Genomic DNA, 23,544 nt, shown 5'->3' with positions numbered 1-23,544 from the left:
CGGAAGGCGAGGAGAGTAATGATGGCCCGAATTTTTCTGAAGATCGCATTGCTGGCTACGGGTTTCACCGCGACCGCCGTTATGGCGCAGCGCCCGGTCGGCTATCCGCGATCCTACGACCAGCTGATCGACGAGGCGCGCGCCGAGCGACAGGTGCGGATCTACGGCAATGCCGATCGCGCGGAGTTGCTGCCGGTCGTCGCCGCGTTCCGGAAGCGCTATCCGGGGATCACCGTGCTGTACGCGGACCTCGGCTCGACCGAGATGTATCGCCGCTTCGTCACCGAGACGCGTGCCAGGAAATTGTCCGCCGATCTCGTCTGGTCGTCGGCGATGGACCTCCAGGTGAAGCTGATCAACGACGGCTTCGCCCAAGGCTATGCCAGCCCCGAAAAGCCCGCGCTGCCACCGGTGTCGGTGTGGAAGAACATGGGCTTCGGCGTCACCGCGGAGCCGATCGGGATCGTCTACAACAAGCGTCTCGTGCCGCCTGGGCAGGTGCCGCGAACGCATGCCGCGCTGGAGACATGGCTGCGGAAGAACGCCCGCGCGCTGACCGGGCGCGTGACGACGTTCGACCCGGCGCGCTCCAATGTCGGCTATCTGTACCTGTCCGAGGACCTCGCCATCACGCGCGACACGCGGTCGTTGCTGGAGGCGATCGCCGCGACCAAGCCCATATTGTCGCAGACCAGCGAGCCGATGCTGCGCGGGGTCGCCGAGGGGAGGCAGGCGATCGCGTACAACGTCATCGGCTCCTATGCGCTGGAACGCGCGCGGACCGACCCGCGGATCGGCGTCGCGTTCCTCCAGGACTATACGATCGTCACGTCGCGGATCGCGTTCATCGCGCGCGAGGCCGCACATCCGGCGGCGGCGAAGCTGTTCCTCGATTTCCTGCTGTCGCGCGAAGGCCAGTCGCTGCTCGCGAAACGCAGCCTGTGGCCGGTCCGCACCGACGTTTCCGCCCGCCGTCTTCCTTCAAGCCAGGCGCGACCGATCCGCGTGGGCCCGCAACTTCTCGTCAACCTCGACCGCGTCAAGCGCCAGCGTTTCCTGCGCGACTGGACCGCGATTCTCGCCACCGGAGCCCAACAATGACTCTCTTCCGTACCGGGTGCGCCGCACTCGCGCTGATCGCCGCGACTCCGGCGCTGGCCCAAGTCCCGACGTCGCCTCCGAGCGACGCCGATCTCGCCGCGCTGGTGCGTGCGCAGGCTGCCGAGATCGCCGCGCTGAAGTCGCGGCTCGACCGGCTGGAGAACAACGCCGCCGTCGCGCAGGCGTCCGCGCCGGTCGCGCCGGTTCAGGTCGCCCCGCAGGCGGTCGCGCAGAACACCGAACCGCGTCGCACCCTGCCGTTCGCGCCGCAATTGGCCCCTCCCGGCCCGGCCGACCGCAGCGTCGCGCAGGCGGTCGCCGCGCGCGACAATCCGTCGGGCGTGACCACCGAATGGGGCGCCGGCCTGCCCGTCTTCCACTCGGCGGACGGCGTCTACACGTTCAAGCCGCGCGGCCGCATCCTGACCGATGTCAGCTCGAGCTTCGGCTCCAAATATGACGGCCGCAACATCACCACGACGGGCATGCGCGCGCTGCGTCTCGGCCTCGAAGGCGGCGTCGGCACGCATTTCTTCTACCAGTTCGAGAGCGACTTCTCGGAGAACGAGGTCGACGTCGTCACCGCGTTCGTCGGCTGGCGCAACAAGATCAAGCCGGGCCTCGACTACGACGTCCGCGCCGGCCACCTGTTCAACGACCGCAGTTTCGAGGGCTCGACGGGCTCGGATTCGACGCCGTTCCTCGAGCGCAGCACGGTCTCGACCGCGATTATCCCGCAGCGTGGCTTCTACGGCATCGGCGTGATGCCGCGCATTTTCTGGAAGACCGGCCACGCCTCGGTTACCGTCACCGGCGACCGGATCGACGGCACGCAGGCGGTCGGCGACAGCCGCACCGTGCTGGGCCGCGCGCACTGGAACCCGATCAAGTCCGACACCGGCGTGCTGCACGTCGGCGCCTGGGGCTTCGACGAATCGCTGTCGTCGGTCGCCGGCACGCTGACGCGCAACACGGTGATCGGCGGCCGCTTCAACGGTGCGCTGCGCGTGTCGACCGGGCCGCTGATCGGCGGCACCGGCACGACCGGCTACGGCGTCGAGCTCGGCGGCTATCGCGGGCCGTTGTGGGTGATGGGCGAAGCGGGTCGCCGCAACGCGCGGCTCGACGGCGGGCGTCCCGATTTCGTCAGCAAGGCGTGGAGCGTCTCGGGCGGTCTGTTCCTGACCGGCGACCTGCCGCCATACAACCCGCGGCTCGGTAGCTTCGGCCAGCCCAAGGTGTTGAAGCCGACGTTCGACGGCGGCGTCGGCGCGATCGAACTGACCGCACGCTACGAAAGCCTCGATTTCGACAATCTGCTCACCGGCGGCGACGGCTGGGCGGCGACCGTCGGGGTGAACTGGTACCTCAACAGCTTCACCCGCTTCCAGGTGAACGCAATCCAGTGGAACACCGACAACCGCGCCGGCGACTATGTCGGCAACGACAGCGGCCAGACGGTGAGCGCCCGTGTGGGTGTCACGTTCTGATGCTGGCAGTCCCAACATCACTCAGTCACCCCGGACTGGTTCCGGGGTCCACCATTCCGCAAATCAAACGCTCTCGATTTTGCGGTGCCGTGGATGCCGGAACGAGCCCGGCATGACGGAGAACTTGGCGACTCCGGTGACTCAAACAGATCGGTGTTTGGCGCGCGTATTCGACGCAGCCCCCGCCCCCTTTTTCACGCCCTTTCCTAGGACGATGCGATGAATCTTGCCCTGCTCGGCTTCCTGATGGTGGCCACGTTCATGACGTTGATCATGACCAAGAAGATGACGCCGCTGGTCGCGCTCATCGTGATTCCGTCGATCTTCGGCGTGTTCGCGGGTGAGGCCGCGGGTCTCGGCCCGATGATGATCGACGGCATCAAGAACCTCGCGCCGACCGGCGTCATGCTGCTGTTCGCGATCCTGTTCTTCTCGACAATGACGGATACAGGGCTCTTCGATCCGCTGGTCGGGCGGCTGATCCGGATGGTCCACGGCGATCCGATGCGGATCCTGATCGGCACGGTCGTGCTGTGCGCACTCGTCAGCCTCGATGGCGACGGCTCGACCACCTACATCATCACGATCGCAGCACTTCTGCCGCTCTACAAGCGCTTCAACATGAACAGGCTGTACCTCGTCTGCCTGTTGATGACGACGAGCGGGATCATGAACCTGACGCCGTGGGGCGGCCCGACCGCGCGCGCTGCGAGTGCGCTGAAGCTCGATCCGGCAACGCTGTTCCTGCCGCTGATCCCCGGCATGATCGCCGGGCTCGCCTTCCTGATCGGTCTCGCCGTGTATTTCGGCCGGAAAGAGCGCGTCCGGATGGGCGAAGCGGGCATCACCGCGGACACCGAGTTCACCGGCATGGCCGTCTCGCAATATCCCGAGGCGCGCCGTCCCAAGCTGATCTGGTTCAACGCCGCGCTCGTCGTCACGCTGCTGACGCTGCTGGTGTGGGGCATACTCCCGTTGTCGGTGCTGATGATGCTGGCGTTCGCGATCGCGATGATCGTCAACTATCCCGGCGTCGCCGACCAGAAGGAGCGCATCTCCGCGCATGCCGGCAACGTGCTGGCGGTGGTGTCGCTGATCTTCGCGGCCGGCATCTTCACCGGGATCCTCGGCGGCACCGGCATGGTCGAGGCGATGAGCAAGGCGGTGGTCGGCGTGATCCCGCCCGCGCTCGGGCCGTATATGGCGCCGATCACCGCGGTGCTGAGCATGCCGGCCACCTTCTTCATCTCGAACGACGCGTTCTATTTCGGGATGCTGCCGATCCTGGCGGAGGCCGGCGCGCATTACGGCGTGGCACCCGAGGCGATCGCGCGGGCCTCGCTGATGGGCCAGCCGGTCCACCTGCTCAGCCCGCTGGTGCCGTCGACCTATCTGCTGGTCAGCCTGGTCGGGATCGACCTCGCCGATCACCAGCGCTTCACGCTCGTGCCGGCCATCGCGGTCTGCACGGTGATGACGCTGGTCGGCATGATCGCGCTCGCCTTCCCGTTCGTCGCCTGAGGTGAGCATCCCCGCAACCCGCCGCTACCGGAGATTTCGCATGGTCCGACCGCGTACACCGTTGATGCTGCTCCCCGCGATGGGCTGCGACGGGCAACTCTGGGCCCGCCAGATCGTCGACCTCGCCGCGGTCGCGCAGGTCGAGTTCGGCGACCTGTCGCAGGACGATACGCTGTCGGCGATGGCCGCGCGGGTGCTCGCCGCCGCACCGCCGCGGTTCGCGGTCGCCGGGGTCAGTCTCGGCGGCTACGTCGCGATGGAGATGGTGCGACAGGCGCCCGAGCGGATCACGCGGATCGCCTTGTTCGGCACGCGCGCGTCGATGGAGGTTCGCCCGCGCACCGTCGTCGGCCAGGGCTTGCTCGCGACCGCGCCGCATGCCGACCCGAGGCTGACCGCGATCGTCGCCGGCCCCGCCCAGGCGATGGCGGAGCGGGTCGGCCAGACCGTGTTCGAACGCCAGCAGCGCGCGTTGCTCGCCCGGCCGGACATCAGCGAGGCGATCGCCGCGATCCAGGTGCCGACGCTGGTCGCGGTCGGGGATCGCGACCTGATCTGCACGCCCGACGATGCGCGCGCGCTCAGCGACAGGATCGAGGGCTCGCGCTTTCACCTGCTGCGCTCGTGCGGCCATTTGGCGCCGATGGAGCGCCCCGGCGAGGTCACCGCGCTGCTGCGTCAGTGGCTGACGGTCGGCTGATCCCGGGCATCGGGGTGCGGCTCGGGCAGTCTCGTCCTATTTCGCATCCCGTAGCGCGACATACGCATAGGCGATCATCACCACGCACGCCGCGCCTGCGACCAGATAGGGCAGCGAGTGCTGCGCCTCGTACAGCCCGACGCCGATCGACGGGCCGAGCACGAAGCTTGCCCCGTTGATGCTCGTCACCTTGCCCGCGACCGAGCCTTGCGCGTTGGCCCCGACCGCCAGCGACGAGCCTGCGGTGAACCCCGGTCGCGTGAAGCCGAAGCCGAGGCTCGCCAGCGCATAGGCCGTCGCGATCGTGTAAAGCGACGTCGCGATTCCCGTGAGCGCGGTGCCGACCGCTGCGAGGACGAGGCCGGTCAGCACCAGTTGTCGCGGCGTCAGGTTCAGCCGCGGGATGATCCCCCACTGGGCCAGCAAGGCGGCGCCCGCGCCCATCATCAGGACGATGCCGGTCGGCTCCAGCGCGAGCGCAGGCGCGAGGTGGAGCCGGTCGATCACGAGGAAGCCGATCGCCTGGCCCGTCATCGCCTGCGCATGGCCCATCACCAGCCCGGCGATCATCCATGCGCGGATGCGGGGATCGGTGTAGCCGACATGCTCGACATATGAGCCGGTGGCGGCAGCGACCGATGCGCCGGTGGGTGCGCCGCCGATCGACGGATAGGCCGAACTCGCGCCATGCGTTTCGTGCGGAGCGACGCCCCAGTCCTTGGGCCGGTCGTCGGGCAACATCCGCCGCACCGTGACCCACACCGCGACCCCGAACACCGCGAACAGGAAGGCGGGTCCGGCGAGGCCGATCTCGACTCCGCCGATCGAGCCGAGGATCAGATACGGCGCGATCGCCGGCCCCAATATGGTACCGAGCCCGAACGCGGAGGCGAGCAAGGTCAGCGCCTTGGTGCGTTCCTCGCGCGTCGTCTCGCCGGCCACCAGAGCCTGTACCGCCGGCGGGGCGGCAGCGCCGAACGTCCCGTAGATCAGCCGCCCGCCGATGAAGCACAGGAACGCCGCGGTGCCGCCGATCCACGCGTTGATCCCGGCCAGCAGGAACACCCCGCACAGTGCCAGCGACACGCTGAACCCGCCGACGCCGAGCAAAATCATCGCGCGCCGGCCGTGCCGGTCCGACCGGTTCGCCCAGAACGGCGCGGCGATCACCCACAGCAGCGCCGACACCGAGAACGCCGCCGCCACCGCGCTGTCCGCGACGCCCAGCGACCGCCCGAGCGCAGGGAGGACCGATTGCAGCGCGGTGTTCCCCGCAGCGATCGTCAGCATCACGAGGAACATCAGTGCGAAGCGGCGGTCGATCTTCGGGCCGTCCGTCGTCGCCCCGATCATGGTCGTGTCCAGTGATAGGCGCGCTGAACCTGCGTCACGGCGACCGAATAGCTGTCGTACCAGAGCGACCGGCCACGCTCGCGAATCGCCGCATGTTCGGGGTGGTCACGCCATGCGATCGCGGCGGCGTCGTCCGTCCAGTAGCTTACGGTGATTCCCATGCCGTCCGCCTCGCGCGCGCTGTCGACTCCGCGATACCCCGGCTGCGCGGCGGCCAGCGCATCCATCGCCGCCGCGGCGTCCGCATATCCGATCATGTCCGTGCCGTTACGAAACGACACGAAAATGACCGCCACTTCTCCTGTTCGATCGTCGTGCATATGCCGTGCTTAAGCGATGGGGCAGGCTTGGCAACGCCGGTGTGGAATCGGCGGAACCACTTGTCGGCGCACGACTTCCACTTCGGTTCGTCGCCGGATGCAACCCGCGGGCCTTGAAACGCGTTCGGAATTCGTGCGACGGGAGGGGCAAAGCTCCGCCACCGTGCGGGACCCCTGATCGTAAGGAACACGATGCCCAGTTCGACCACCGCCACCCGGCGTGCACGCAGCCGCCCTGCCGGCGTGCCGTCCCCGTGGCAGATGTTCTTTTCAGGTTTCCTGAAACATCCGGTCATGGTCGGATCGATCGTGCCGTCGTCGGACAAGCTGATTCGCAAGATGCTCGACCCGGTCGACTGGGCGAACTGCAAGCTGTTCGTCGAATACGGCCCGGGCGTCGGCACCTTCTGCCGGCCGATCCTCGACCGCATGGCGCCCGACGCCAAGCTGGTGGTGATCGACACCAACCCCGACTTCATCCGCTATCTGCGCCATACGATCACCGACCCGCGCTTCTTCGCGGTGCTGGGCTCTGCCGACGAGGTCGAGACGATCGTCGCGGATCATGGCTTCGAAAAGGCCGATTACGTGCTCTCCGGCCTGCCGTTCTCGACGCTGCCCCCCGGCGTCGGCCCGGCGATCGCGGCCGCGACGCATGCGGTGCTGCGGACCGGCGGCGCGTTCCTGGTCTATCAGTTCTCGCCCAAGGTGAAGGACTTCCTGACGCCGCATTTCGACTCGATCGACCACGACATGGAGTGGTGGAACGTCCCGCCCGCACAGCTGTACTGGGCCTGGAAGGACTGATCGCCATCGGCAAGCCCATCCTTTGCAGGACGCGTCGATGACCGGGATGGCGCGTTACGACGTCCTGATCGTCGGCGCCGGGCATGCCGGGGCGCAAGCGGCGATCGTGTTGCGCCAGCGGGGCTATGCCGGCACGATCGCGCTGCTCGGCGAGGAGCCCGATCTCCCCTATGAGCGACCGCCGCTGTCGAAGGACTATCTGGCGGGCGACAAGCCGTTCGAGCGGATTCTGCTGCGGCCCGCTGGTTTCTGGGACGAACGTGCGATCACGCTGCTGCCCGGCCGGCAGGCGGTCAGCGTCGATGCCGAGGCACACCGCGTCGTCACCGCGGACGATGGCTGCATCCATTACGGCACGCTGATCTGGGCGACGGGCGGCGCGCCACGCCGCCTGACGTGCGCCGGACATGACCTGGCCGGCGTCCACGGCGTCCGCACCCGCGCCGACGTCGATCGGATGATCGCCGAATTGCCCTCGGTCGAGCGGGTCGTGGTGATCGGCGGCGGTTATATCGGTCTCGAAGCGGCGGCCGTGCTCACCAAGCTCGGCAAACACGTCACGCTGATCGAGGCGCAGGACCGGGTGTTGGCGCGAGTCGCCGGCGAACCGCTGTCGCGCTTCTACGAAGCGGAACACCGCGCGCACGGCGTCGATCTGCGGACCGGTGTGGCGGTCGCCTGCATCGAGGAACGAGAGGGCGCGGCCTGTGGCGTCCGCCTGCTCGATGGCGAGATGCTGCCATGCGAGATGGTGATCGTCGGGATCGGGATCGTGCCCGCGGTGGCGGCGCTGCTTGCTGCCGGTGCGGAAGGTGGCGATCGACTGATATCCGGCGGGTCGCCGGGTGGTGTCGCGGTCGACGCGCAGTGCCGCACCAGCCTGCCGGACATCTTCGCGATCGGGGACTGCGCCGCGCATGCGAACGCGTTTGCCGAGGGGCGGACGATCCGGTTGGAATCGGTGCAGAACGCGAACGACCAGGCAGCGGTCGTCGCCAAGACGCTGACGGGCACGCCGGACGCCTATCACGCGGTGCCGTGGTTCTGGTCGAATCAATATGATCTGAAGCTGCAGACCGTCGGGCTGTCCACGGGCTATGACGCGACCGTGGTACGCGGCGATCCGGCCGAGCGCAGCTTCTCGGTGATCTACCTCAAGGCGGGCCACGTGATCGCGCTCGACTGCGTGAACCGGGTCCGGGATTATGTGCAGGGCCGCCTGCTCGTCACCGGATCGGCGCGGGTCGATCCGGTCACGCTCGGCGACACCTCCATCGACCTGAAGACGATGGCGACCGCAGTTACCGACAGTTAGGCCTTCCCGATCGTCGATGCCGATGCCCCGCCCGATATCGGCCGGGCGGGGCATGCTGCACCAGAGCGTCGCGCCTTAGTCGTCCTTCACGCTGGGGAACGCGAAGCCGAGCGGCTGGATCGCAGTTGCATCCTGCTTCAGGCGGGCGGCCATCTGTTCGTATTCGCGCTCGGTTTCGGGGGTCACGCTGGCACGCGACTCCTTCAGCGCGCCTTCGAAGTCGGCCATCGTTACTTCGAGCGACTCGATCGACCTGCGCAAGGCCACCAAGCCCGCGCGGCGGACGACGTCTTCCAGGTCCGCGCCGCTGAAGCGATCTGTGCGGTCCGCCAGGCGATCGAGATCGACGTCGCTCGCCAGCGGCATCTTCTGCGTCTGGATGCCGAGGATGCGGCGGCGACCGGCCTTGTCGGGGACGCCGACATAGACGAGTTCGTCGAACCGGCCCGGCCGCAACAACGCCGGGTCGATCAGGTTTGGCCGGTTGGTCGCGCCGATCACGACGACCGATTGCAGTTCCTCCAGCCCATCCATCTCGGCCAGGATCGTGTTGACGACGCGCTCGGTCACCTGCGGCTCGCCTGCACCGCTGCCACGTGCCGGCACCAGCGAGTCGAGTTCGTCGATGAAGATCACGCACGGCGCGACCTGGCGGGCGCGCTGGAACAGCCGGGTGATTTGCTGCTCGCTCTCGCCGTACCATTTGCTGAGCAGGTCGGACGATTTGGTGGCGATGAAGTTCGCCTCCGCCTCGCGCGCGACCGCCTTTGCCAGCAGCGTCTTGCCGGTCCCTGGCGGGCCATAGAGCAGGAAGCCCTTGGCCGGGCGGATGCCGAGCCGGCGGAACGCGTCGGGGTTCTTGAGCGGGAGTTCGACGCCCTCCTTGAGCCGCATCTGCGCATCGTCGAGGCCACCGACGTCTGCCCAGCGCACGGTCGGTGCCTGCACCATCACTTCGCGCATCGCCGAGGGCTGGACGCGTTTGAGCGCGCCGAGGAAATCCTCGCGCGTGACCGACAATTCGTCGAGCACTTCGGGCGGGATCGTCCGTTCCTCAAGGTTGAGCTTCGGCATGATCCGGCGCACCGCCTCGATCGCCGCCTCGCGGGCGAGCGCGGCGAGGTCGGCACCGACGAAGCCATAGGTGGTCCGCGCCAATTCATCGAGGTCGACGCGGTCGCCGAGCGGCATGCCGCGTGCGTGGATGCCGAGAATCTCGCGACGACCGCGCTCGTCGGGCACGCCGACGACGATCTCGCGGTCGAACCGGCCGGGACGGCGCAGTGCTTCGTCGATCGCCTCGGGCCGATTGGTGGCGGCGATCACGACCAGGTTCGCGCGCGATTCGAGACCGTCCATCAGCGTGAGAAGCTGCGCGACGAGCCGCTTTTCCGCTTCGCCCGACACCTGGCCGCGTTTCGGCGCGATCGAATCGATTTCGTCGATGAACACGATCGAGGGGGCGGACTTCGCCGCTTCCTCGAACACTTCGCGGAGGCGCGATTCGGACTCACCATAGGCCGAGCCCATGATCTCGGGGCCGTTGATCAGGAAGAACTGCGCGTCGGATTCGTTGGCGACGGCGCGCGCGAGCCGCGTCTTGCCGGTACCGGGAGGCCCGTGCAGCAGCACGCCCTTGGGTGGATCGACGCCGAGCCGCTGGAAGAGTTCGGGGTAGCGGAGCGGCAATTCGACCATCTCGCGCAACTGGTCGATGGTCTGCGCCATGCCGCCGATATCGTCATAGGTGACGTCGGCGCGACGCGCGGCCTGCGGCTCCTCATATTCGGAGCGCAGTTCGATCTCGGTATTCTCGTCGATATGCACCACACCCTTGGGGCTGGCGGCGATCACCGCGAGGCGGATCTCCTGCAACGCATAGGCCGGCGCGTTCATGAACTGCTGGACGCCCGGGGGCATGTCGCCGACCCGCTGATGCCCGGCGGTCGCGACGATATCGCCCTGGCAGATCGGCCGGCCGAGAAAGGTGCGCTTGAGCGCGTTGGTCGAGCCCTGGAGGCGGAGATTCTGCTGGGCGGGGGCGAAGACGACGCGGGTGGCGGGCTTCGACTCGGCCTTGCGCACCTCGACGAAATCGCCCGAGCCGACCCCGGCGTTCGCACGCTGGAGGCCGTCGATGCGGAGGATGTCGAGGCCCTCGTCCTCGGGATAGGGCCCGACGGCGCGCGCGGGCGTGTTCTGCTTGCCGAGGATCTCGATCACGTCGCCCTCGCCGATCCCGAGCGTCGCCATCAGCGCGCGCGGCAGATGCGCGAGGCCGCGGCCACTGTCCTCGGGACGCGCATTGGCGACCTGGATTTTCCGCGTGGGGATTTCGCTGTCTGGCATTTCTGCTCCTTCGAACTCGTAGCGCGCGAGATAGGAGGCAGGTTCCGGGCTTGCGAGGACTTGAAATGGCGCGGGGGACCCCGAGCGGACAAAAAAAGGGCCGGCCAATGAAGGCCAGCCCATGAAAGTTTTTAGGAGAGGATGCCTGAAAGGCGAGGTCTTTTTGCGTCGAGACGGTTCATGTTGCAAGTGCGAAGGGATCAGCTACGATTGCGCTAACTGCAATCGCATGCATGAATGCGTCCAGCGGTCATTGTCACACTCGTCGAGTCGAAAGAGGAATCATGCGCAGGCTGCCGCCATTGGGGGCTATCGAGGCGTTCGTGCAGGTCGCGCGGCTGGGCTCGATCAAGGCCGCGGCCGAGGATCTGGCGCTGTCCGCCCCCGCGCTCAGCCGGCGGGTGCAGAGCCTTGAGCGGTTCATCGCCAAACCGTTGTTCGCGCGCAGGCATCAGGCGATGGTGCTGAATGCGGATGGCGAGCGGTTGCTGGCGCAGATCGCACCGGTGCTCGATTCGCTGTCGGATGCGGTCGAATCGCTGACCAGCACGACCGAGGTGCTGCGGCTGCGGCTCGGCATCCTGCCGCTTTACGCGTCGCAGAAGCTGTTTCCGCGGCTGGGCGAGTTGCGCAAGGCGCATCCCGAACTGCACCTCGACATCGATACCGCCGCGCATCTGGTGTCGCGGCTGGGCGACGGTCTCGACGCGGTGATCGCCTTGTCGCGCGAAATCGATCCGTCGCTGTACGCGCGGCGGCTCGATCGCAATTCGGTCTATGTGATCGGTGCGCGCAGCCTGCTCGAGCGGGCGGACCCGATCACGCGGCCCGAACAGCTGTCGACCCTGACCGCGCTGGTGCACCGCGACATGACGGATACGTTCTCGGCATGGCGGACGGCGGCGGGGCTGGACGCGATCGAGCCGCTGGCGATCGACCATTTCGATTCGGGCGCGCTGATGCTGGAGGCGGCCGCGCAGGGCCTCGGCGTCGCGTTCATGCATGCGAGCCATTTTGCGGATGCGAACGACCCGCGGTTGGTGCGGCTGTTCGATATCGAGGTGGAGAGCCCGTACAGCTACTGGTTCGTCTGCCGCCCGCGGGCGTTGCAGACCAAGCCGGTGAAGCTGTTCCATGACTGGTTGATTCGCACTTTGGCGGAAGTGTGACCGCTACTCCCCTCCCGCTTGCGGGAGGGGTCGGGGGAGGGGCGTGCCTCGAAGCCGGACGCCAGTACGTACGTCGCGCCCTCCCCTAGCCCCTCCCGCAAGCGGGAGGCGAATTTGGCTTACGCAGCGCGTGCTTGTTCGCTGCCGTCCCCTGCTTCGCTGCGTACCTGCGCCACTGCCGTCCCCTGCTTCGCCGCTGTCCCCTGCCCCCAGTCCGTCACCCCAGCGAAAGCTGGGGTATCCCGGTTGGGAAGCGGCAAGGCTCGAGCCGGGAGATCCCAGCTTTCGCTGGGATGACGGGTAGGGTGTGGGGTTGAGGTCGGAGTCAGAGTCGGAGTTAAGATCGGGATCGGACTTAAAAGCAAAAAGGGACCTGCCGCGACACGCTTCTAGCCCGAAGCGCGTCGCGGCTAAGCCGCGCCGTCGGACGGAGTGCACTCCGCCGGCCGGCTTCGGCTGTCTCCGGCGCAGCTATGCTGCGCCGGTGCAGCCTTCAGCTCAGGCCGCCCGTGCCTTGATGATCTTCCCCGGGTTCCGCGGTGGCTCGCCCTTGGGGAGCGCGTCGACAAGGTCCATGCCGTCGGTGACCTGGCCCCAGACGGTGTACTGCTTGTCGAGGAAGCGCGCGTCGTCGAACACGATGAAGAACTGCGAGTTCGCCGTGTCGGGCTGGTTGGTGCGCGCCATCGAGCACACGCCGCGGACGTGCGGCTCGGCCGAGAATTCCGCCTTGAGGTTCGGCTTGTCCGAGCCCGACATGCCGGTGCCGGTGGGATCGCCGCCCTGCGCCATGAAGCCCGGGATCACGCGGTGGAACACGACGCCGTCGTAGAAGCCGTCATTGGCCAGCTCGACGATCCGCTCGACGTGCTTGGGCGCGAGATCGGGGCGCAGCTTGATCGTGACGTCGCCGCCTTCGAGGGTCAGCGTCAGCGTTTCGGGGGTATCGGCCATTCATGTTCTCCTGAATTGATGCGCGGCAGATAGGGAGCCGCACTCCGACTGGCAAATGCGCGTCGCCCGCGTTAGGGCCCAACCGCGCATCTTTTAAGGGAGGCAGCCATGAGCGAACTCGAGCTTCCCGAGGTCGAAACCGAAACCCAGCCCGAGACCCAGCTCGATCGCGACGACCATTTGCGGCCCGAATTCGTCCGGGCGGTGCTCGATGCGGTCGAGGACGGCGACGACGAGGGCGCGCGTGCGCTGGTTGAGCCGCTGCATCCCGCCGACATCGCCGATCTGTTCGAGCTGACCCCGCAGGAGGATCGCGCCGCGCTGGCACGCGCGGTCACCGACCTGCTCGGCGGCGACGTGTTCGCCGAGATGAACGATTACGTCCGCGAGGATCTGATCGACGCGCTCGAGCCGCACCAGGTCGCCGATCTCGCGTCCGAACTCGATACCGACGATGCGGTCGCGATCATCGAGGACATGGACGAGGACGAGCAGCGCGCGGTGCTGCGCGCGCTGGACCCGGACGATCGCGCGGCGATCGAGGAGGCGCTGAGCTACGCCGAGGAATCCGCCGGCCGCCTGATGCAGCGCGAGCTGATCGCGGTGCCCGAGCATTGGACGGTCGGCGACGCGATCGATTACCTGCGCGGCCACGAGGAACTGACGACCGATTTCTGGGAGATCTTCGTCGTCGATCCGGCACACAAGCCGATCGGCACCTGCCAGCTCTCCTGGATGCTGCGCACGCCGCGCGGGATCGCGATCGCCGACGTGATGAAGCGCGAGCAGACGCTGATCCCGGTCGACATGGACCAGGAGGAAGTCGCGCTGCGCTTCCAGAAATACGCGCTGATCTCGGCCGCGGTGGTCGATCACGGCGGCCGGCTGGTCGGGATGATCACGGTCGACGACATCGTCCACATCATTTCGGAAGAGGCGGGCGAGGATACGCTGCGTCTGGCAGGTGCCGGCGACGGCGACATCAACGAGCCGATCCGGCTGACCGTGCGGACGCGCTTCACGTGGCTCGTGGTCAATCTCGGCACCGCGATGGTCGCGTCGTCGGTGGTCGGGCTGTTCCAGGGGACGATCGCAAGCTTCGCGCTGCTCGCTGTGCTGATGCCGATCGTGTCGGGGATGGGCGGCAATGCCGGCACGCAGACGCTGGCGGTGGTGGTGCGGGCGCTCGCGACCAACCAGCTGACGAGTTCGAACACCGCGCGGATGATCGGCCGCGAGTTCCGCATCGCCGCCGCCAATGGCGTGATGCTGGGGGCGCTGATCGGGTGCGGGACGTATCTGATCTTCCACAACCAGAATCTGTCGATCGTGATCGCGGCGGCGATGCTGACCAATAATATCGTCGCGGGCTTAAGCGGCGTGCTGGTGCCGGTGACGCTCGACAAGTTCCGGATCGATCCCGCGGTGTCGTCGGCGGTGTTCGTGACGACGATGACCGACACGATGGGGTTCTTCTCGTTCCTCGGGCTGGCGTCATTATGGGGTCTGCACGGTTGATCGGGGCGGTTTAAGACCCATTTTCAGCGACATGCCGCTCCACCTCACCAAAGTCGCGTTCGGCGCGGACAGCGTCGACCACTTGGCGGAGCGACTTCGCCTGCGCGGCGAGGAAGGGCCGGTGTTCCTGACCACCCGCTATCTGCCCAAGCGGCATGAGGAAGTCGCGGGTCAGGGTTCGATGTTCTGGATCCTCAAGCACCAGCTGATCGCGCGCTCGCCGATCCTGGGGTTCGGCGAGGCCGAGGGTGGGCGCGTGGCGATCCATATCGATCCGAGGCTGGTGCTGGTCCAGGCGCGGCCCAAGCGCGCGCACCAGGGGTGGCGGTATCTGGAGGGGGCGGATGCGCCGCTCGATCTGGGCGGCGATGCGACCGGGCTCGACGTGATGCCGCCGGCGTTGATGACGAAGCTCGCGGAGTTGGCGCTGATCTGAGGGGCTGGCCTCTTTGAGAAAGGTGGCTTTTGGTTCGAGCGGTTTGGGCGCCAACCGGCCTACCCACCCCCTGCCCCTCCCTTTCAGGGAGGGGAGCCTGTTTCATCCCGCCATTCCCGTCATCCCAGCGAACGCTGGGATCTCATCGTGGGGCGACCGTCACCTGCCCCGCGGGATACCCCAGCTTTCGCTGGGGTGACGGGAGGAGTGGGTGACGGGCGTGGCAGGCGGCGGGCGTGGCAGGCGGCGGGCGTAGTGGTTAGCGCGAGCGGTCCATAACGAGAATGGCGGGTGTCGGCATGGCGGAGGTGACGCGGTGTCCTGGACGCGCGCTGCTCCCCTCCCTGGAAGGGAGGGGTTGGGGGTGGGTCGGCCCGTTGTTCGAACGCCTCGACCGCCAAGCAGCAGCCCCGCCCCCGCATCTCAGCGAGTGGAGCCAGCCTTCCCACACACCACAGGCCCGCCGGCCGCCGCCTCCACCCGGCATTTCGCGTTGCCCGCGACCGTCACAGTCCCCAGCCCGCTGTTCGTCACCTGCGCGGTGTACCGCGCCGCCGCCTTCACCTCGCCGACGCCGTCCAGATGCACGGTAAGGTCGTCGACCACCAGCGCCGACGCCTCGATCGCGCCCGGCCCGCTCGTCACCAGCCGCGCGCGGGCGGCGCGGCCGGCGAGCGTCATCTGGCCGGTACCGATCAGCGTCGCGTTCAACTGGTCGGTGTCGGCCGCCGCGAGCGACAGGCTGCCGTTACCGCTGACCGTGACGTCGACCCGCATCCCGCGCATCCGGGCGATCGTCAGCCGACCGCCGGCCGCGACGCTTGCCGAAGTCAGCCCGGGCGTCGACAGCGTGATCACGAGCGGCCCCGAGCCCCCTTTGCGCGGCGGTTCGCCCCAGCCGCCGGTGCCCTTGCGCACCGACAGCGTGGTGCCGTCGACGCGGACCGCCACGGTTTCGGTCATGCGCGAATCGCCGGTGATCGTCGCGCGCGGCGAGCCGATCGCGACGCGTACCTCGAACGGTCCCTCGACGCGGACCCGGTCGAAGCTGCCGACCGAGACCGTCCGGCTGGCCCCGGATTCTTGGGCAGATCCTTGCGCGAACGCCGGCGAGGACAGGAGCAGCAGCGGCGCGAGCAGGTATCTCATGCCCGCGACCGTCGCCGCTCCCGCCGATCTTCGCAAGTCAGCTTCCGCAGCGGACGCTTCCCGAGCCCATCTTCGAAACCGTGCAGCGCGAACGCGGCCCGAGATCGACGTCGCCCGAGCCCATCATGTCGACCTTGGCCGGGCCGTCGACCACCGCGCGGACGCTGCCCGAGCCGGCGATCTCGACCTTGGCGGACTTCGCCTGGAGCTTCGACGCCTCGACATTGCCCGAGCCCGCGATCTCGACGCTCAGGTCGCGTGCGATCCCGCTGGCGCGCGCAGTGCCGGAGCCCGCGATCGAGAATTTCGCGGACTCGACCTGCACCGCGGCGATCGTCAAATTGCCCGATCCTGCGATCCCGCCCTCGAACGCGCTGCCCTCGACGCGGTCCACCGCCATGTTGCCCGAGCCCGAGACGGTCGCTTCGGTCAGCCGCGGCAGCGTGACGTACACCTTGACGGTCGCCCCCTTGCTCCAGCCGAAGCCCGTCCCGTTCTTGCGGCCGATATCGAGCGTGTCGCCGTCGCGCTCGATCCGGAGCCGGTCGAGCTGCTCGCTCGGCCCCTCGGCGCGGATCGAGAAGCCGGTGCCGACGCGGACGTCGACATCGTCGGAGCCGCGCAGGTCGATCTGGTCGAAATCGGTAACCTGGAAGGTGCGGGTCGTGCCCGACCCCGCCGCGGCGACCCCGGACCCCTCCTTGTCGTCGTTCCAGCTGAACGAGCACGCGGCGAGAGGTATGATCAGCCCGAGCGCAAGAAAGTTCATCGCATCCTCCTGTGTATTGTTTGAGCAATACACCTGATCGAGAGGGCTGCAAAGCGAAATTACGCGGGCGGCGGATGCGGAATTTGACCGATCCTCCCCCGCCAGGGGGAGGTGTCACCGAAGGTGACGGAGGCGGAGGGCACGGAACAGTCGTTTCGCTTTCCGCCCCCTCCGTCTGGCAAGGGCCAGCCACCTCCCCCTGGCGGGGGAGGAATTCCAGCGCTCAGCGCCCCTTGCAGGGGTAGGCGTCGCGCAGGGCATCGCGGACGACGAAGGAGGGCGCGCCGGTCCCCGTCTTCTTGGCCCGTGCGCGCAGATACTTCCGCACCGCCGCAGCGACCTCGATGTTCGAGGCGCGGGCCGGCAACGGGCAGATGTCGCCCGACAACGACAACGCGTCGAACTCGCCGAGGATGTAGCCGGTGCAGAAATTGGCGGTCGGATCGCTGTCCTTGCCCCGGCAATATTCGAGCAGCTGCTGGGTCGTGAGCGAACTCACCACGACCGGCCGATCGCGTGCTCGATCAGTCGGGCGATCTGCGGGGTGGCCGGCGAGTCCGGAAGCCGCGGCGGCTCCGGCAAGCATCAGTAAGATCATGACGTTTCCTCTGCGCCGGACAGCGCCCTAGCTGCCGACTGCGGCGCTGACATAGGGCAACAGGCGCACGCGTGGGAACACGTCGTCGAGCGATTTGGTGTCGGGCAGGATATAGACGATGCCGCCCTTCTTCTGGAACAACGGCGTGAGCGTGCGCGTGTAGAATTTGGTGCCGACGTTGATGCAGCCGAAGCTGATGCGGTTGTCGTCCGGCGTCGGCGACACCAGCCTGTCGACGCGGTGCTCGCTCTTGTGCGTGGTGATCACCGCGTGGATCGCGACCGAATTGGCATAATCGACCCAGATCACCCGCTGGTGACCAAAGGCGCGGCCGAACTTCGAGACGAACCGTCCCGCCGGCGTGGTCCGCTCGGCCGGACCGATATCGGCAAGGTCCTTCGCACCGACGCCCGGCGAGGAATCATCCCCTACGCCGACGCCGAGCAGAACGGGGGTCTGGCCGAGAAAGTCGCCCTTGGCGCTGAACGCGAGCAGCGATGCCGCCTGCTTGTCGATGACGACATAGGGCAGCCCGGCATTATCGTGCTCGGCCGCGATCCAGGCGATCATGCGACTCGCCGGCTCCGATTGCGGCGGCAGGACCAGCGGGGCCGCCTCGACCGGCTTGGCGGCCTTGGTGCGGGACCGCTTCGGCGCCTTGGCCTTGCGCGACTTGGTGGCGACGGCAGCCTTGCCCACCGCCCCACTTATGGCCCCACTCGCCGCCCCACCGGCCAGCGCGGCCTGCGGTGCGACGAGCCCAAGCGCCAGCCATGAGCCCATGCCCGTACGGCAGGCGCAACGAAGCAACCCTGCGGACGTCATGATGATATCGTCCAGCAAGGCTGTCCGTCGATGCAGGCGCTAGCGAGGATGGCTTAGCCGCGCGGCTTGCGCTGGCGCTGCTGGGCCTGCATCTGCATCTGCTGGTCGAGGCCATCGACGCGGCCGTTGAGCTGGTCGATACGCTGGCCGTTCTGCTGCGACTGGCCGGCGGCGGCCTGTGCCTGGGCGAGTGCCTGGCCGGAAGTGCCTTCGACCGTCCGCAGGCGACCGTCCATGCCGTCGATCCGCGTGTTGACCACCGCGATCTGATCCCGGACGAAGCCCTTCGTGGCGCAACCGCTCAGGCCAACCCCGGCGATGAGGATCAGGGCGACGGTCGGATATTTCGGGAGATTCGTACGCATAGACTTAACCTTTCCAAACATGGATGGCGTCAGTCAGCGGAGAGTCGGGGCAATGACAATCGATATCCGGCGAGACGGTCGCTCCGTCCGGCGAGACGTTCAGCCGGTAGGGCGAGACTTGTCCGACGATGGAGTCTGCGATTGAATTTTGCGTGTAACGATCCTGCCGGTCGCTTTCTTGATCGATGGCAAGGTTACGTTCAGATTAGTGGAAGGGGCAGTGTATATCGCCACAAATACTTACAATACTTGCTCCATCCCACTTGCTCCACCCCGGCGAAGGCCGGGGCCCAATTGGGAAACGTCGCTAACTTGAGGCGGCACTCCGTCACGCCGACCTCTCCAATTGGGCCCCGGCCTTCGCCGGGGTGGTTAAGGGGGGGCTCTCAATCCTCCCCCGCCAGGGGGTTAAGGGGGGGCTCTCAATCCTCCCCCGCCAGGGGGAGGTGGCTGGCACTTGCCAGACGGAGGGGGCGGAAAGGGAAAACCTCTGTGCCGTGTCCTCCCCCTCCGTCACCTTCGGTGCCACCTCCCCCTGGCGGGGGAGGATCGTTGAGGTCGGTGCAAAACGAAAAAGGGCGGCCCCGCAGGACCGCCCTTTCGTCTCGGCAAAGCGCCCGGCAGTTACGCCGGCACCTTGTCCTTGTTGTAGATCGCGGCGGCGGCGCGGAGGATGTCGAGGATCTTCTCCTGCGCCTTGGGCTCGTCGAGCTCTTCCATCGCCGCCAGTTCGCGCGCGAGACGGCTGGTCGCGCCTTCGAAGATCTGGCGCTCGGAATAGCTCTGCTCGGGCTGGTCGTCGGCACGGAACAGGTCGCGGACCACCTCGGCGATCGACACGAGGTCGCCCGAGTTGATCTTCGCTTCATATTCCTGCGCACGGCGCGACCACATGGTGCGCTTGACCTTGGGCTTGCCCTTGAGCGTGTCCATCGCCTCGCGCATCGTCTTGTCCGACGACAGCTTGCGCATGCCGACGCTTTCGGCCTTGTTGGTCGGCACGCGGAGCGTCATGCGCTCCTTCTCGAACCGGAGGACGTAGAGTTCCAGTGTCATGCCGGCGATTTCCGAGCGCTGGAGCTCGATCACACGGCCGACCCCGTGCTTTGGGTAAACGACGAAATCACCGACATCGAAGGACAGTGCCTTGGCAGCCATTTGGGGCCTTTCCGGATCAGGCCTCCACGCGACGCCTCGACGAAGGGCTCGTCGCTGCTGCATCGGGGGAGGGATAGGTCTAACTCACGCCAGGCGCACGACTATCGTCATCGCGCCCGTCGCGGACCCAATAGCAGCTTTGCAACAAAATTACCAGCCGCACCTGGGCGGCACATGGCAGCCGGCTTGACCTAACCGGGATCGATCAGTCGCCCGCGCCCGGCTCCGGCGAGAAATACTTGTCGAACTTGCCCTCGACACCCTTCATTGCGTCGGCATCCGGCGGGGTCTGGTTGTCGTTGCGCGTGACGTTGGGCCATTGCGCCGAGAAGGTCGTGTTCAGCTCGAGCCACTGCTCGAGACCACTTTCCGTGTCGGGCAGGATCGCCTCGGCGGGGCATTCGGGCTCGCACACGCCGCAGTCGATGCACTCGCTGGGATTGATCACCAGCATGTTCTCGCCTTCGTAGAAGCAGTCGACCGGGCACACTTCCACGCAGTCCATGTACTTGCAGCGGATGCAGGCATCGGTGACGACGTAGGTCATTGCAGAACTCCTGGGCCGGATTCCTTCCCGGCGACGAACGCGCCAGCGACTATGCGCGCAGGCCCGTCGCGTCAATCATAGCTGGGCTTGTGCGAGACGTTATCAGGCTTTGTCGCCCCCTAAATCCTCCCCCGCCAGGGGGAGGTGGCTGGCACTTGCCAGACGGAGGGGGAGAACACGCAACGGAGGTGATCGCTTGCCTCCCCCTCCGTCACCTTCGGTGCCACCTCCCCCTGGCGGGGGAGGATCAGTTATTCGGAGGCAGGATCGCGGACGGTACCGGCCGGCGTCCTCCCCGCAATCAAATCCTGATAGCACCCTTGCGCCTCGGGCGCCGGCCCTCGCCTGACCGGCAGCGCCTCGACCCGGATCACCCGCACCCGCTCCTCCACCGCAAACGTCAGCACATTCCCGACCCGCACCGGGCAGTGCGCGCGATCGATCGGGCGGCCGTCGATGCGGAGGCGGCCCCTCTCGGCGATCGCCTGCGCGGCGCTGCGTGTCTTGGCGAGCCGCACGAACCACAGGAACCGATCGATCCGCATCGCGCCTTCAACCATGGCGGACCAGTGCGGCGAGCCCGGCAAACGCATTCTGCCGCGACGGATCGATCGGGGCGGGTGCGACGGCACGTGCGGGCGGACGCCCTCGCCAGACCCAGCGCGGCGTGTCCCCCGCCAGTGCCTTAAAGCCGAGTTCGGCCATCAACCGATCCAGCGACGCCGGGTCGAGCCCGATCGACGTGGCTAGCGCCGGATCGGGCGCGAACGGCGTACGCCCCTGGCGCGAGTCGTGCGCGGCGCGGGCGATCCGCTCGATCAGGTCGACGCGCACCGCCTGGAGCCCGAGGGGCCGGAACCCTGCCTCGAGAACCGCACCATCACTGCCACGCGCCAGCACAGTGGCGCCCTCGCGCGGCGCCGCGATCGTCGTACCGCGAGCCGCCGCGAGGATACGCCGCCAGCGCGCCGATTCGGGCTTGAGCAACCGCGCATCGAACAGGTCGAGCGCACCGATCGTGATGCCGATCTTGCGCAACCGCTTGCGGTCCTCGGGATCGATCGCGTCGAGCGCGAGCCGCATCGGCAACCGCGGCAGGATCCCGCCGGCCTCCTCGATCGCGCTGGCGACCGCGCGCAACGCGGGCGTCGCGTTGGGATCGCGACTCAAGTCGGCGAGATGAACCAGCACCGCGATCCGCCGCTTCAGCATGCCCGCAAGCCACAGCGACAGACGCGCCTCGATCCGATCCCGCGCGGGCTTGTCGAGGCAGTCGAGCGACCGTTCGAGCACCAGCTTCGGCCGCGCGAACGACGGCCCTGCGCCGAGCTTGGCGACCGGATGCCCTGCCCAGACGATCTGCGCCGCATCGTCGAGTGCGATGTCGGCATCGGGCGCATCGACCAGCGACTGCCCGCGCCGCGAGCGCTCGCCGGTCAGGCGCTTTTCCGCCGCCGCCAGCAGCAACCTCTTGTCGCTCGCCCGTGCGTCCGCCGCGACGGTAAAGCGGAACCCGTCGAGGCGACCGATCGGATGGTCCTCGACCATCACCTCGCCCTCGGGGCCAATCACCACCGGCAGCGCGCCCGCATCCGCGCCGATCTGTCGCATCAGCGCGGTCGTGCGCTTGTCGACGAACCGCTGCGTCAGGCTCGCATGCAGCGCATCCGACAGGCGTTCCTCCAGCGCGGCAGTGCGCGCGGCCCACAAGGTCGGCTCGGCCAGCCAGTCCGCCCGCTGCGCGATATACGCCCAGATGCGGGTGGCCGCGATCCGCCCGGCGATCACCGGCACGTCGCCCGCCACCGTATCGAGCCGCGCGATCTCGTCGGCGAACCACTGGTGCGGAATATGCCCCCGCCCCTCGCTCAGATGCCCGAACAGCCGCGACACGAAGCGCGCATGGGGGTCGAGGCCAACCTTGCGGAAATCGGGCACGCCGCACGCCGCCCACAGTCGCGCGACCATCGCCGGATGCCGCGCCCGCTCGCGCACCCAGCCTTCTTCCGCCAACCGCTTCAACACGCCGAGATCGAGCGCCTGAGGCGCAGCGCGCAAAACACCCGCGGGAGGCCGCGCCTCCAGGCTCGCCACCAGTGCATCGATGCTGGAGAAGTCAGGCTCGCCCTGCCGCCAATAGAGGTTCTCGAGACGCGGAAACCGGTGCTCCTCGATCGCCAGCACTTCCTCGGGCAGGAAAGCGCCGGGGCCGTCGTCGGACAGCGCCCCGAACGTGCCGTCGCGCTGGTGCCGCCCCGCGCGGCCGGCGATCTGCGCCATCTCCGCCACCGTCAGCCGACGCTGGCGCTTGCCGTCGAACTTGTTGAGGCTGGCGAACGCGACATGCGCGACGTCCATGTTGAGCCCCATGCCGATCGCGTCGGTCGCGACCAGATAATCGACCTCGCCCGCCTGGAACATCGCGACCTGCGCGTTGCGGGTCCGAGGGCTCAGTGCCCCCATGACGACGGCCGCGCCGCCGCGCAGGCGCCGCAGCATCTCGGCGACCGCGTACACTTCCTCCGCCGAGAACGCGACGATCGCCGACCGCTTGGGCAACCGGCTGATCTTCTTCGCGCCCGCATAGGTCAGCGTCGAAAAGCGCGGCCGGTTGACGATCTCCGCCTTGGGCACCAGCGCCTTGATCATCGGCCGCAGCGCCTCGGAGCCGAGGATCATCGTTTCCTCGCGCCCCCGCGCGCGCATCAGGCGATCGGTAAAGACATGCCCGCGCTCGGGATCCGCGCCCAACTGCGCCTCGTCCAGTCCGACGAACGCGACGTCGCGGTCCGGCATCGACTCGGCGGTACACAGGAACCAGCGCGCATCGGGCGGCACGATCTTCTCTTCGCCGGTAACCAGCGCCACCCGGTTCGCACCCTTGATCGCGACCACCCGGTCATAGACCTCGCGCGCGAGCAGCCGCAGCGGAAAGCCGATCATGCCGCTCGAATGCGCGCACATCCGCTCGATCGCGAGGTGCGTCTTGCCCGTGTTGGTCGGGCCGAGGACCGCGGTCACGCCAGCGGAGACATCGTCGCTCATGGCCGACAACATCGGGGGTAAAGCGGGCGTGCGCAATGACCTGCGCGGAATTGCG

Annotated in this window: 22 protein-coding genes; 9 read left to right on the top strand and 13 right to left on the bottom strand. The window is 67.6% G+C overall.

Features of this window, described 5'->3' with window-relative positions; all coding sequences use genetic code 11:
- The first annotated feature begins 21 nt into the window (after positions 1-21).
- The 4 genes from NLI89_RS03075 to NLI89_RS03060 all read left to right on the top strand — a co-directional run bounded on the left by NLI89_RS03075 (position 22) and on the right by NLI89_RS03060 (position 4,812).
- On the top strand, positions 22-1,101 hold the full coding sequence (locus NLI89_RS03075) for an ABC transporter substrate-binding protein (RefSeq protein WP_254685675.1): 1,080 nt from the start codon (positions 22-24) through the stop codon (positions 1,099-1,101).
- Positions 1,098-2,591 (top strand): OprO/OprP family phosphate-selective porin, encoded by a 1,494-nt coding sequence (locus NLI89_RS03070; protein WP_254685674.1) that lies wholly within the window; start codon positions 1,098-1,100, stop codon positions 2,589-2,591. The genes NLI89_RS03075 and NLI89_RS03070 overlap by 4 nt, the downstream gene beginning before the upstream one ends.
- A gap of 219 nt (positions 2,592-2,810) precedes the next feature.
- The gene (locus NLI89_RS03065; protein ID WP_254685673.1) at positions 2,811-4,112 is read left to right on the top strand and encodes a CitMHS family transporter; all 1,302 of its coding nucleotides are present in this window, start codon (positions 2,811-2,813) and stop codon (positions 4,110-4,112) included.
- A 40-nt stretch (positions 4,113-4,152) separates the two neighbouring features.
- Entirely contained in the window at positions 4,153-4,812 is a 660-nt protein-coding gene (locus tag NLI89_RS03060) for an alpha/beta fold hydrolase (protein WP_254685672.1), read from the top strand.
- Between the two features lie 36 nt (positions 4,813-4,848).
- Here the strand turns inward: NLI89_RS03060 and NLI89_RS03055 are convergent, their stop codons facing one another.
- Both NLI89_RS03055 and NLI89_RS03050 read right to left on the bottom strand, forming a co-directional pair.
- Positions 4,849-6,165: an MFS transporter gene (locus NLI89_RS03055; RefSeq protein ID WP_254685671.1), complete on the bottom strand. Its 1,317-nt coding sequence runs from the start codon at positions 6,163-6,165 to the stop codon at positions 4,849-4,851.
- On the bottom strand, positions 6,162-6,461 hold the full coding sequence (locus NLI89_RS03050; RefSeq protein ID WP_439144467.1) for an antibiotic biosynthesis monooxygenase family protein: 300 nt from the start codon (positions 6,459-6,461) through the stop codon (positions 6,162-6,164). Before NLI89_RS03050 ends, NLI89_RS03055 begins: the two co-directional genes overlap by 4 nt.
- A 216-nt stretch (positions 6,462-6,677) precedes the next feature.
- Here NLI89_RS03050 and NLI89_RS03045 point away from each other — a divergent pair, with 216 nt between their 5' ends.
- Positions 6,678-7,292: a class I SAM-dependent methyltransferase gene (locus NLI89_RS03045; RefSeq protein WP_254685669.1), complete on the top strand. Its 615-nt coding sequence runs from the start codon at positions 6,678-6,680 to the stop codon at positions 7,290-7,292.
- A 46-nt stretch (positions 7,293-7,338) separates the two neighbouring features.
- Positions 7,339-8,607, top strand: a complete 1,269-nt coding sequence (locus tag NLI89_RS03040) for an NAD(P)/FAD-dependent oxidoreductase (RefSeq protein WP_254685759.1) — start codon at positions 7,339-7,341, stop codon at positions 8,605-8,607.
- A 75-nt stretch (positions 8,608-8,682) separates the two neighbouring features.
- Here NLI89_RS03040 and NLI89_RS03035 read toward each other — a convergent pair whose 3' ends face one another.
- The gene (locus tag NLI89_RS03035) at positions 8,683-10,956 is read right to left on the bottom strand and encodes a CDC48 family AAA ATPase (protein ID WP_254685668.1); all 2,274 of its coding nucleotides are present in this window, start codon (positions 10,954-10,956) and stop codon (positions 8,683-8,685) included.
- Positions 10,957-11,240: 284 nt separating this feature from the next.
- Here NLI89_RS03035 and NLI89_RS03030 point away from each other — a divergent pair, with 284 nt between their 5' ends.
- Positions 11,241-12,125, top strand: coding sequence for a LysR substrate-binding domain-containing protein (locus tag NLI89_RS03030; protein WP_254685667.1), 885 nt, complete (start codon positions 11,241-11,243; stop codon positions 12,123-12,125).
- Between the two features lie 498 nt (positions 12,126-12,623).
- Here NLI89_RS03030 and NLI89_RS03025 read toward each other — a convergent pair whose 3' ends face one another.
- Complete coding sequence (locus NLI89_RS03025) at positions 12,624-13,079, bottom strand: peptidylprolyl isomerase (protein ID WP_254685666.1); 456 nt, start codon at positions 13,077-13,079, stop codon at positions 12,624-12,626.
- A 108-nt stretch (positions 13,080-13,187) separates the two neighbouring features.
- On the opposite strand from NLI89_RS03025, the gene mgtE reads away from it, so the two are divergent.
- Positions 13,188-14,597 carry a magnesium transporter gene (mgtE, locus tag NLI89_RS03020; RefSeq protein WP_254685665.1) on the top strand — a complete coding sequence of 470 codons (1,410 nt, stop codon included), beginning with the start codon at positions 13,188-13,190 and terminating at the stop codon, positions 14,595-14,597.
- A 31-nt stretch (positions 14,598-14,628) separates the two neighbouring features.
- Positions 14,629-15,033: a DUF1489 family protein gene (locus NLI89_RS03015; protein ID WP_254685664.1), complete on the top strand. Its 405-nt coding sequence runs from the start codon at positions 14,629-14,631 to the stop codon at positions 15,031-15,033.
- A gap of 423 nt (positions 15,034-15,456) precedes the next feature.
- On the opposite strand, the gene NLI89_RS03010 is transcribed toward NLI89_RS03015, so the two are convergent.
- The 9 genes from NLI89_RS03010 to NLI89_RS02970 all read right to left on the bottom strand — a co-directional run bounded on the left by NLI89_RS03010 (position 15,457) and on the right by NLI89_RS02970 (position 23,489).
- Entirely contained in the window at positions 15,457-16,182 is a 726-nt protein-coding gene (locus NLI89_RS03010) for a GIN domain-containing protein (RefSeq protein ID WP_254685663.1), read from the bottom strand.
- 37 nt (positions 16,183-16,219) lie between these two features.
- Complete coding sequence (locus NLI89_RS03005; protein WP_254685662.1) at positions 16,220-16,951, bottom strand: head GIN domain-containing protein; 732 nt, start codon at positions 16,949-16,951, stop codon at positions 16,220-16,222.
- Positions 16,952-17,174: 223 nt separating this feature from the next.
- Positions 17,175-17,549 (bottom strand): Rap1a/Tai family immunity protein, encoded by a 375-nt coding sequence (locus tag NLI89_RS03000; protein WP_254685661.1) that lies wholly within the window; start codon positions 17,547-17,549, stop codon positions 17,175-17,177.
- Between the two features lie 27 nt (positions 17,550-17,576).
- Positions 17,577-18,332, bottom strand: a complete 756-nt coding sequence (locus NLI89_RS02995; protein WP_254685660.1) for a hypothetical protein — start codon at positions 18,330-18,332, stop codon at positions 17,577-17,579.
- 95 nt (positions 18,333-18,427) lie between these two features.
- The gene (locus tag NLI89_RS02990; protein WP_128454792.1) at positions 18,428-18,739 is read right to left on the bottom strand and encodes a hypothetical protein; all 312 of its coding nucleotides are present in this window, start codon (positions 18,737-18,739) and stop codon (positions 18,428-18,430) included.
- A 624-nt stretch (positions 18,740-19,363) separates the two neighbouring features.
- A complete protein-coding gene (locus NLI89_RS02985) occupies positions 19,364-19,897 on the bottom strand; it encodes a CarD family transcriptional regulator (protein ID WP_056053923.1) in 534 nt (177 codons plus the stop codon).
- A 205-nt stretch (positions 19,898-20,102) separates the two neighbouring features.
- Positions 20,103-20,444, bottom strand: coding sequence for a ferredoxin FdxA (gene fdxA, locus NLI89_RS02980; RefSeq protein ID WP_031393648.1), 342 nt, complete (start codon positions 20,442-20,444; stop codon positions 20,103-20,105).
- A gap of 251 nt (positions 20,445-20,695) precedes the next feature.
- Positions 20,696-21,004, bottom strand: a complete 309-nt coding sequence (locus NLI89_RS02975) for an RNA-binding S4 domain-containing protein (protein ID WP_254685659.1) — start codon at positions 21,002-21,004, stop codon at positions 20,696-20,698.
- Positions 20,997-23,489 carry a helicase-related protein gene (locus NLI89_RS02970; RefSeq protein WP_254685658.1) on the bottom strand — a complete coding sequence of 831 codons (2,493 nt, stop codon included), beginning with the start codon at positions 23,487-23,489 and terminating at the stop codon, positions 20,997-20,999. Before NLI89_RS02970 ends, NLI89_RS02975 begins: the two co-directional genes overlap by 8 nt.
- Positions 23,490-23,544: the final 55 nt, after the last annotated feature.

It is taken from the genome of Sphingomonas faeni, assembly GCF_024273235.1.
Classification (GTDB): domain Bacteria; phylum Pseudomonadota; class Alphaproteobacteria; order Sphingomonadales; family Sphingomonadaceae; genus Sphingomonas; species Sphingomonas faeni_A.
This window is presented reverse-complemented; position numbering and strand designations above follow the sequence as displayed.

Coding starts and splice junctions, on each gene's coding strand:
- fdxA (WP_031393648.1), bottom strand. CDS start 20,444: ATGACCTACGTCGTCACCGATGCCTGCATCCGCTGCAAGTACATGGAC.
- NLI89_RS03055 (WP_254685671.1), bottom strand. CDS start 6,165: ATGATCGGGGCGACGACGGACGGCCCGAAGATCGACCGCCGCTTCGCA.
- NLI89_RS03025 (WP_254685666.1), bottom strand. CDS start 13,079: ATGGCCGATACCCCCGAAACGCTGACGCTGACCCTCGAAGGCGGCGAC.
- NLI89_RS03065 (WP_254685673.1), top strand. CDS start 2,811: ATGAATCTTGCCCTGCTCGGCTTCCTGATGGTGGCCACGTTCATGACG.
- NLI89_RS03010 (WP_254685663.1), bottom strand. CDS start 16,182: ATGAGATACCTGCTCGCGCCGCTGCTGCTCCTGTCCTCGCCGGCGTTC.
- NLI89_RS03060 (WP_254685672.1), top strand. CDS start 4,153: ATGGTCCGACCGCGTACACCGTTGATGCTGCTCCCCGCGATGGGCTGC.
- NLI89_RS03035 (WP_254685668.1), bottom strand. CDS start 10,956: ATGCCAGACAGCGAAATCCCCACGCGGAAAATCCAGGTCGCCAATGCG.
- NLI89_RS02995 (WP_254685660.1), bottom strand. CDS start 18,332: ATGGGCTCATGGCTGGCGCTTGGGCTCGTCGCACCGCAGGCCGCGCTG.
- NLI89_RS02975 (WP_254685659.1), bottom strand. CDS start 21,004: ATGGTTGAAGGCGCGATGCGGATCGATCGGTTCCTGTGGTTCGTGCGG.
- NLI89_RS03000 (WP_254685661.1), bottom strand. CDS start 17,549: ATGATCTTACTGATGCTTGCCGGAGCCGCCGCGGCTTCCGGACTCGCC.
- NLI89_RS02970 (WP_254685658.1), bottom strand. CDS start 23,489: ATGAGCGACGATGTCTCCGCTGGCGTGACCGCGGTCCTCGGCCCGACC.
- NLI89_RS02990 (WP_128454792.1), bottom strand. CDS start 18,739: ATGCGTACGAATCTCCCGAAATATCCGACCGTCGCCCTGATCCTCATC.
- NLI89_RS03030 (WP_254685667.1), top strand. CDS start 11,241: ATGCGCAGGCTGCCGCCATTGGGGGCTATCGAGGCGTTCGTGCAGGTC.
- NLI89_RS03075 (WP_254685675.1), top strand. CDS start 22: ATGGCCCGAATTTTTCTGAAGATCGCATTGCTGGCTACGGGTTTCACC.
- NLI89_RS03070 (WP_254685674.1), top strand. CDS start 1,098: ATGACTCTCTTCCGTACCGGGTGCGCCGCACTCGCGCTGATCGCCGCG.
- NLI89_RS03005 (WP_254685662.1), bottom strand. CDS start 16,951: ATGAACTTTCTTGCGCTCGGGCTGATCATACCTCTCGCCGCGTGCTCG.
- NLI89_RS03045 (WP_254685669.1), top strand. CDS start 6,678: ATGCCCAGTTCGACCACCGCCACCCGGCGTGCACGCAGCCGCCCTGCC.
- NLI89_RS03015 (WP_254685664.1), top strand. CDS start 14,629: ATGCCGCTCCACCTCACCAAAGTCGCGTTCGGCGCGGACAGCGTCGAC.
- NLI89_RS03040 (WP_254685759.1), top strand. CDS start 7,339: ATGGCGCGTTACGACGTCCTGATCGTCGGCGCCGGGCATGCCGGGGCG.
- mgtE (WP_254685665.1), top strand. CDS start 13,188: ATGAGCGAACTCGAGCTTCCCGAGGTCGAAACCGAAACCCAGCCCGAG.
- NLI89_RS02985 (WP_056053923.1), bottom strand. CDS start 19,897: ATGGCTGCCAAGGCACTGTCCTTCGATGTCGGTGATTTCGTCGTTTAC.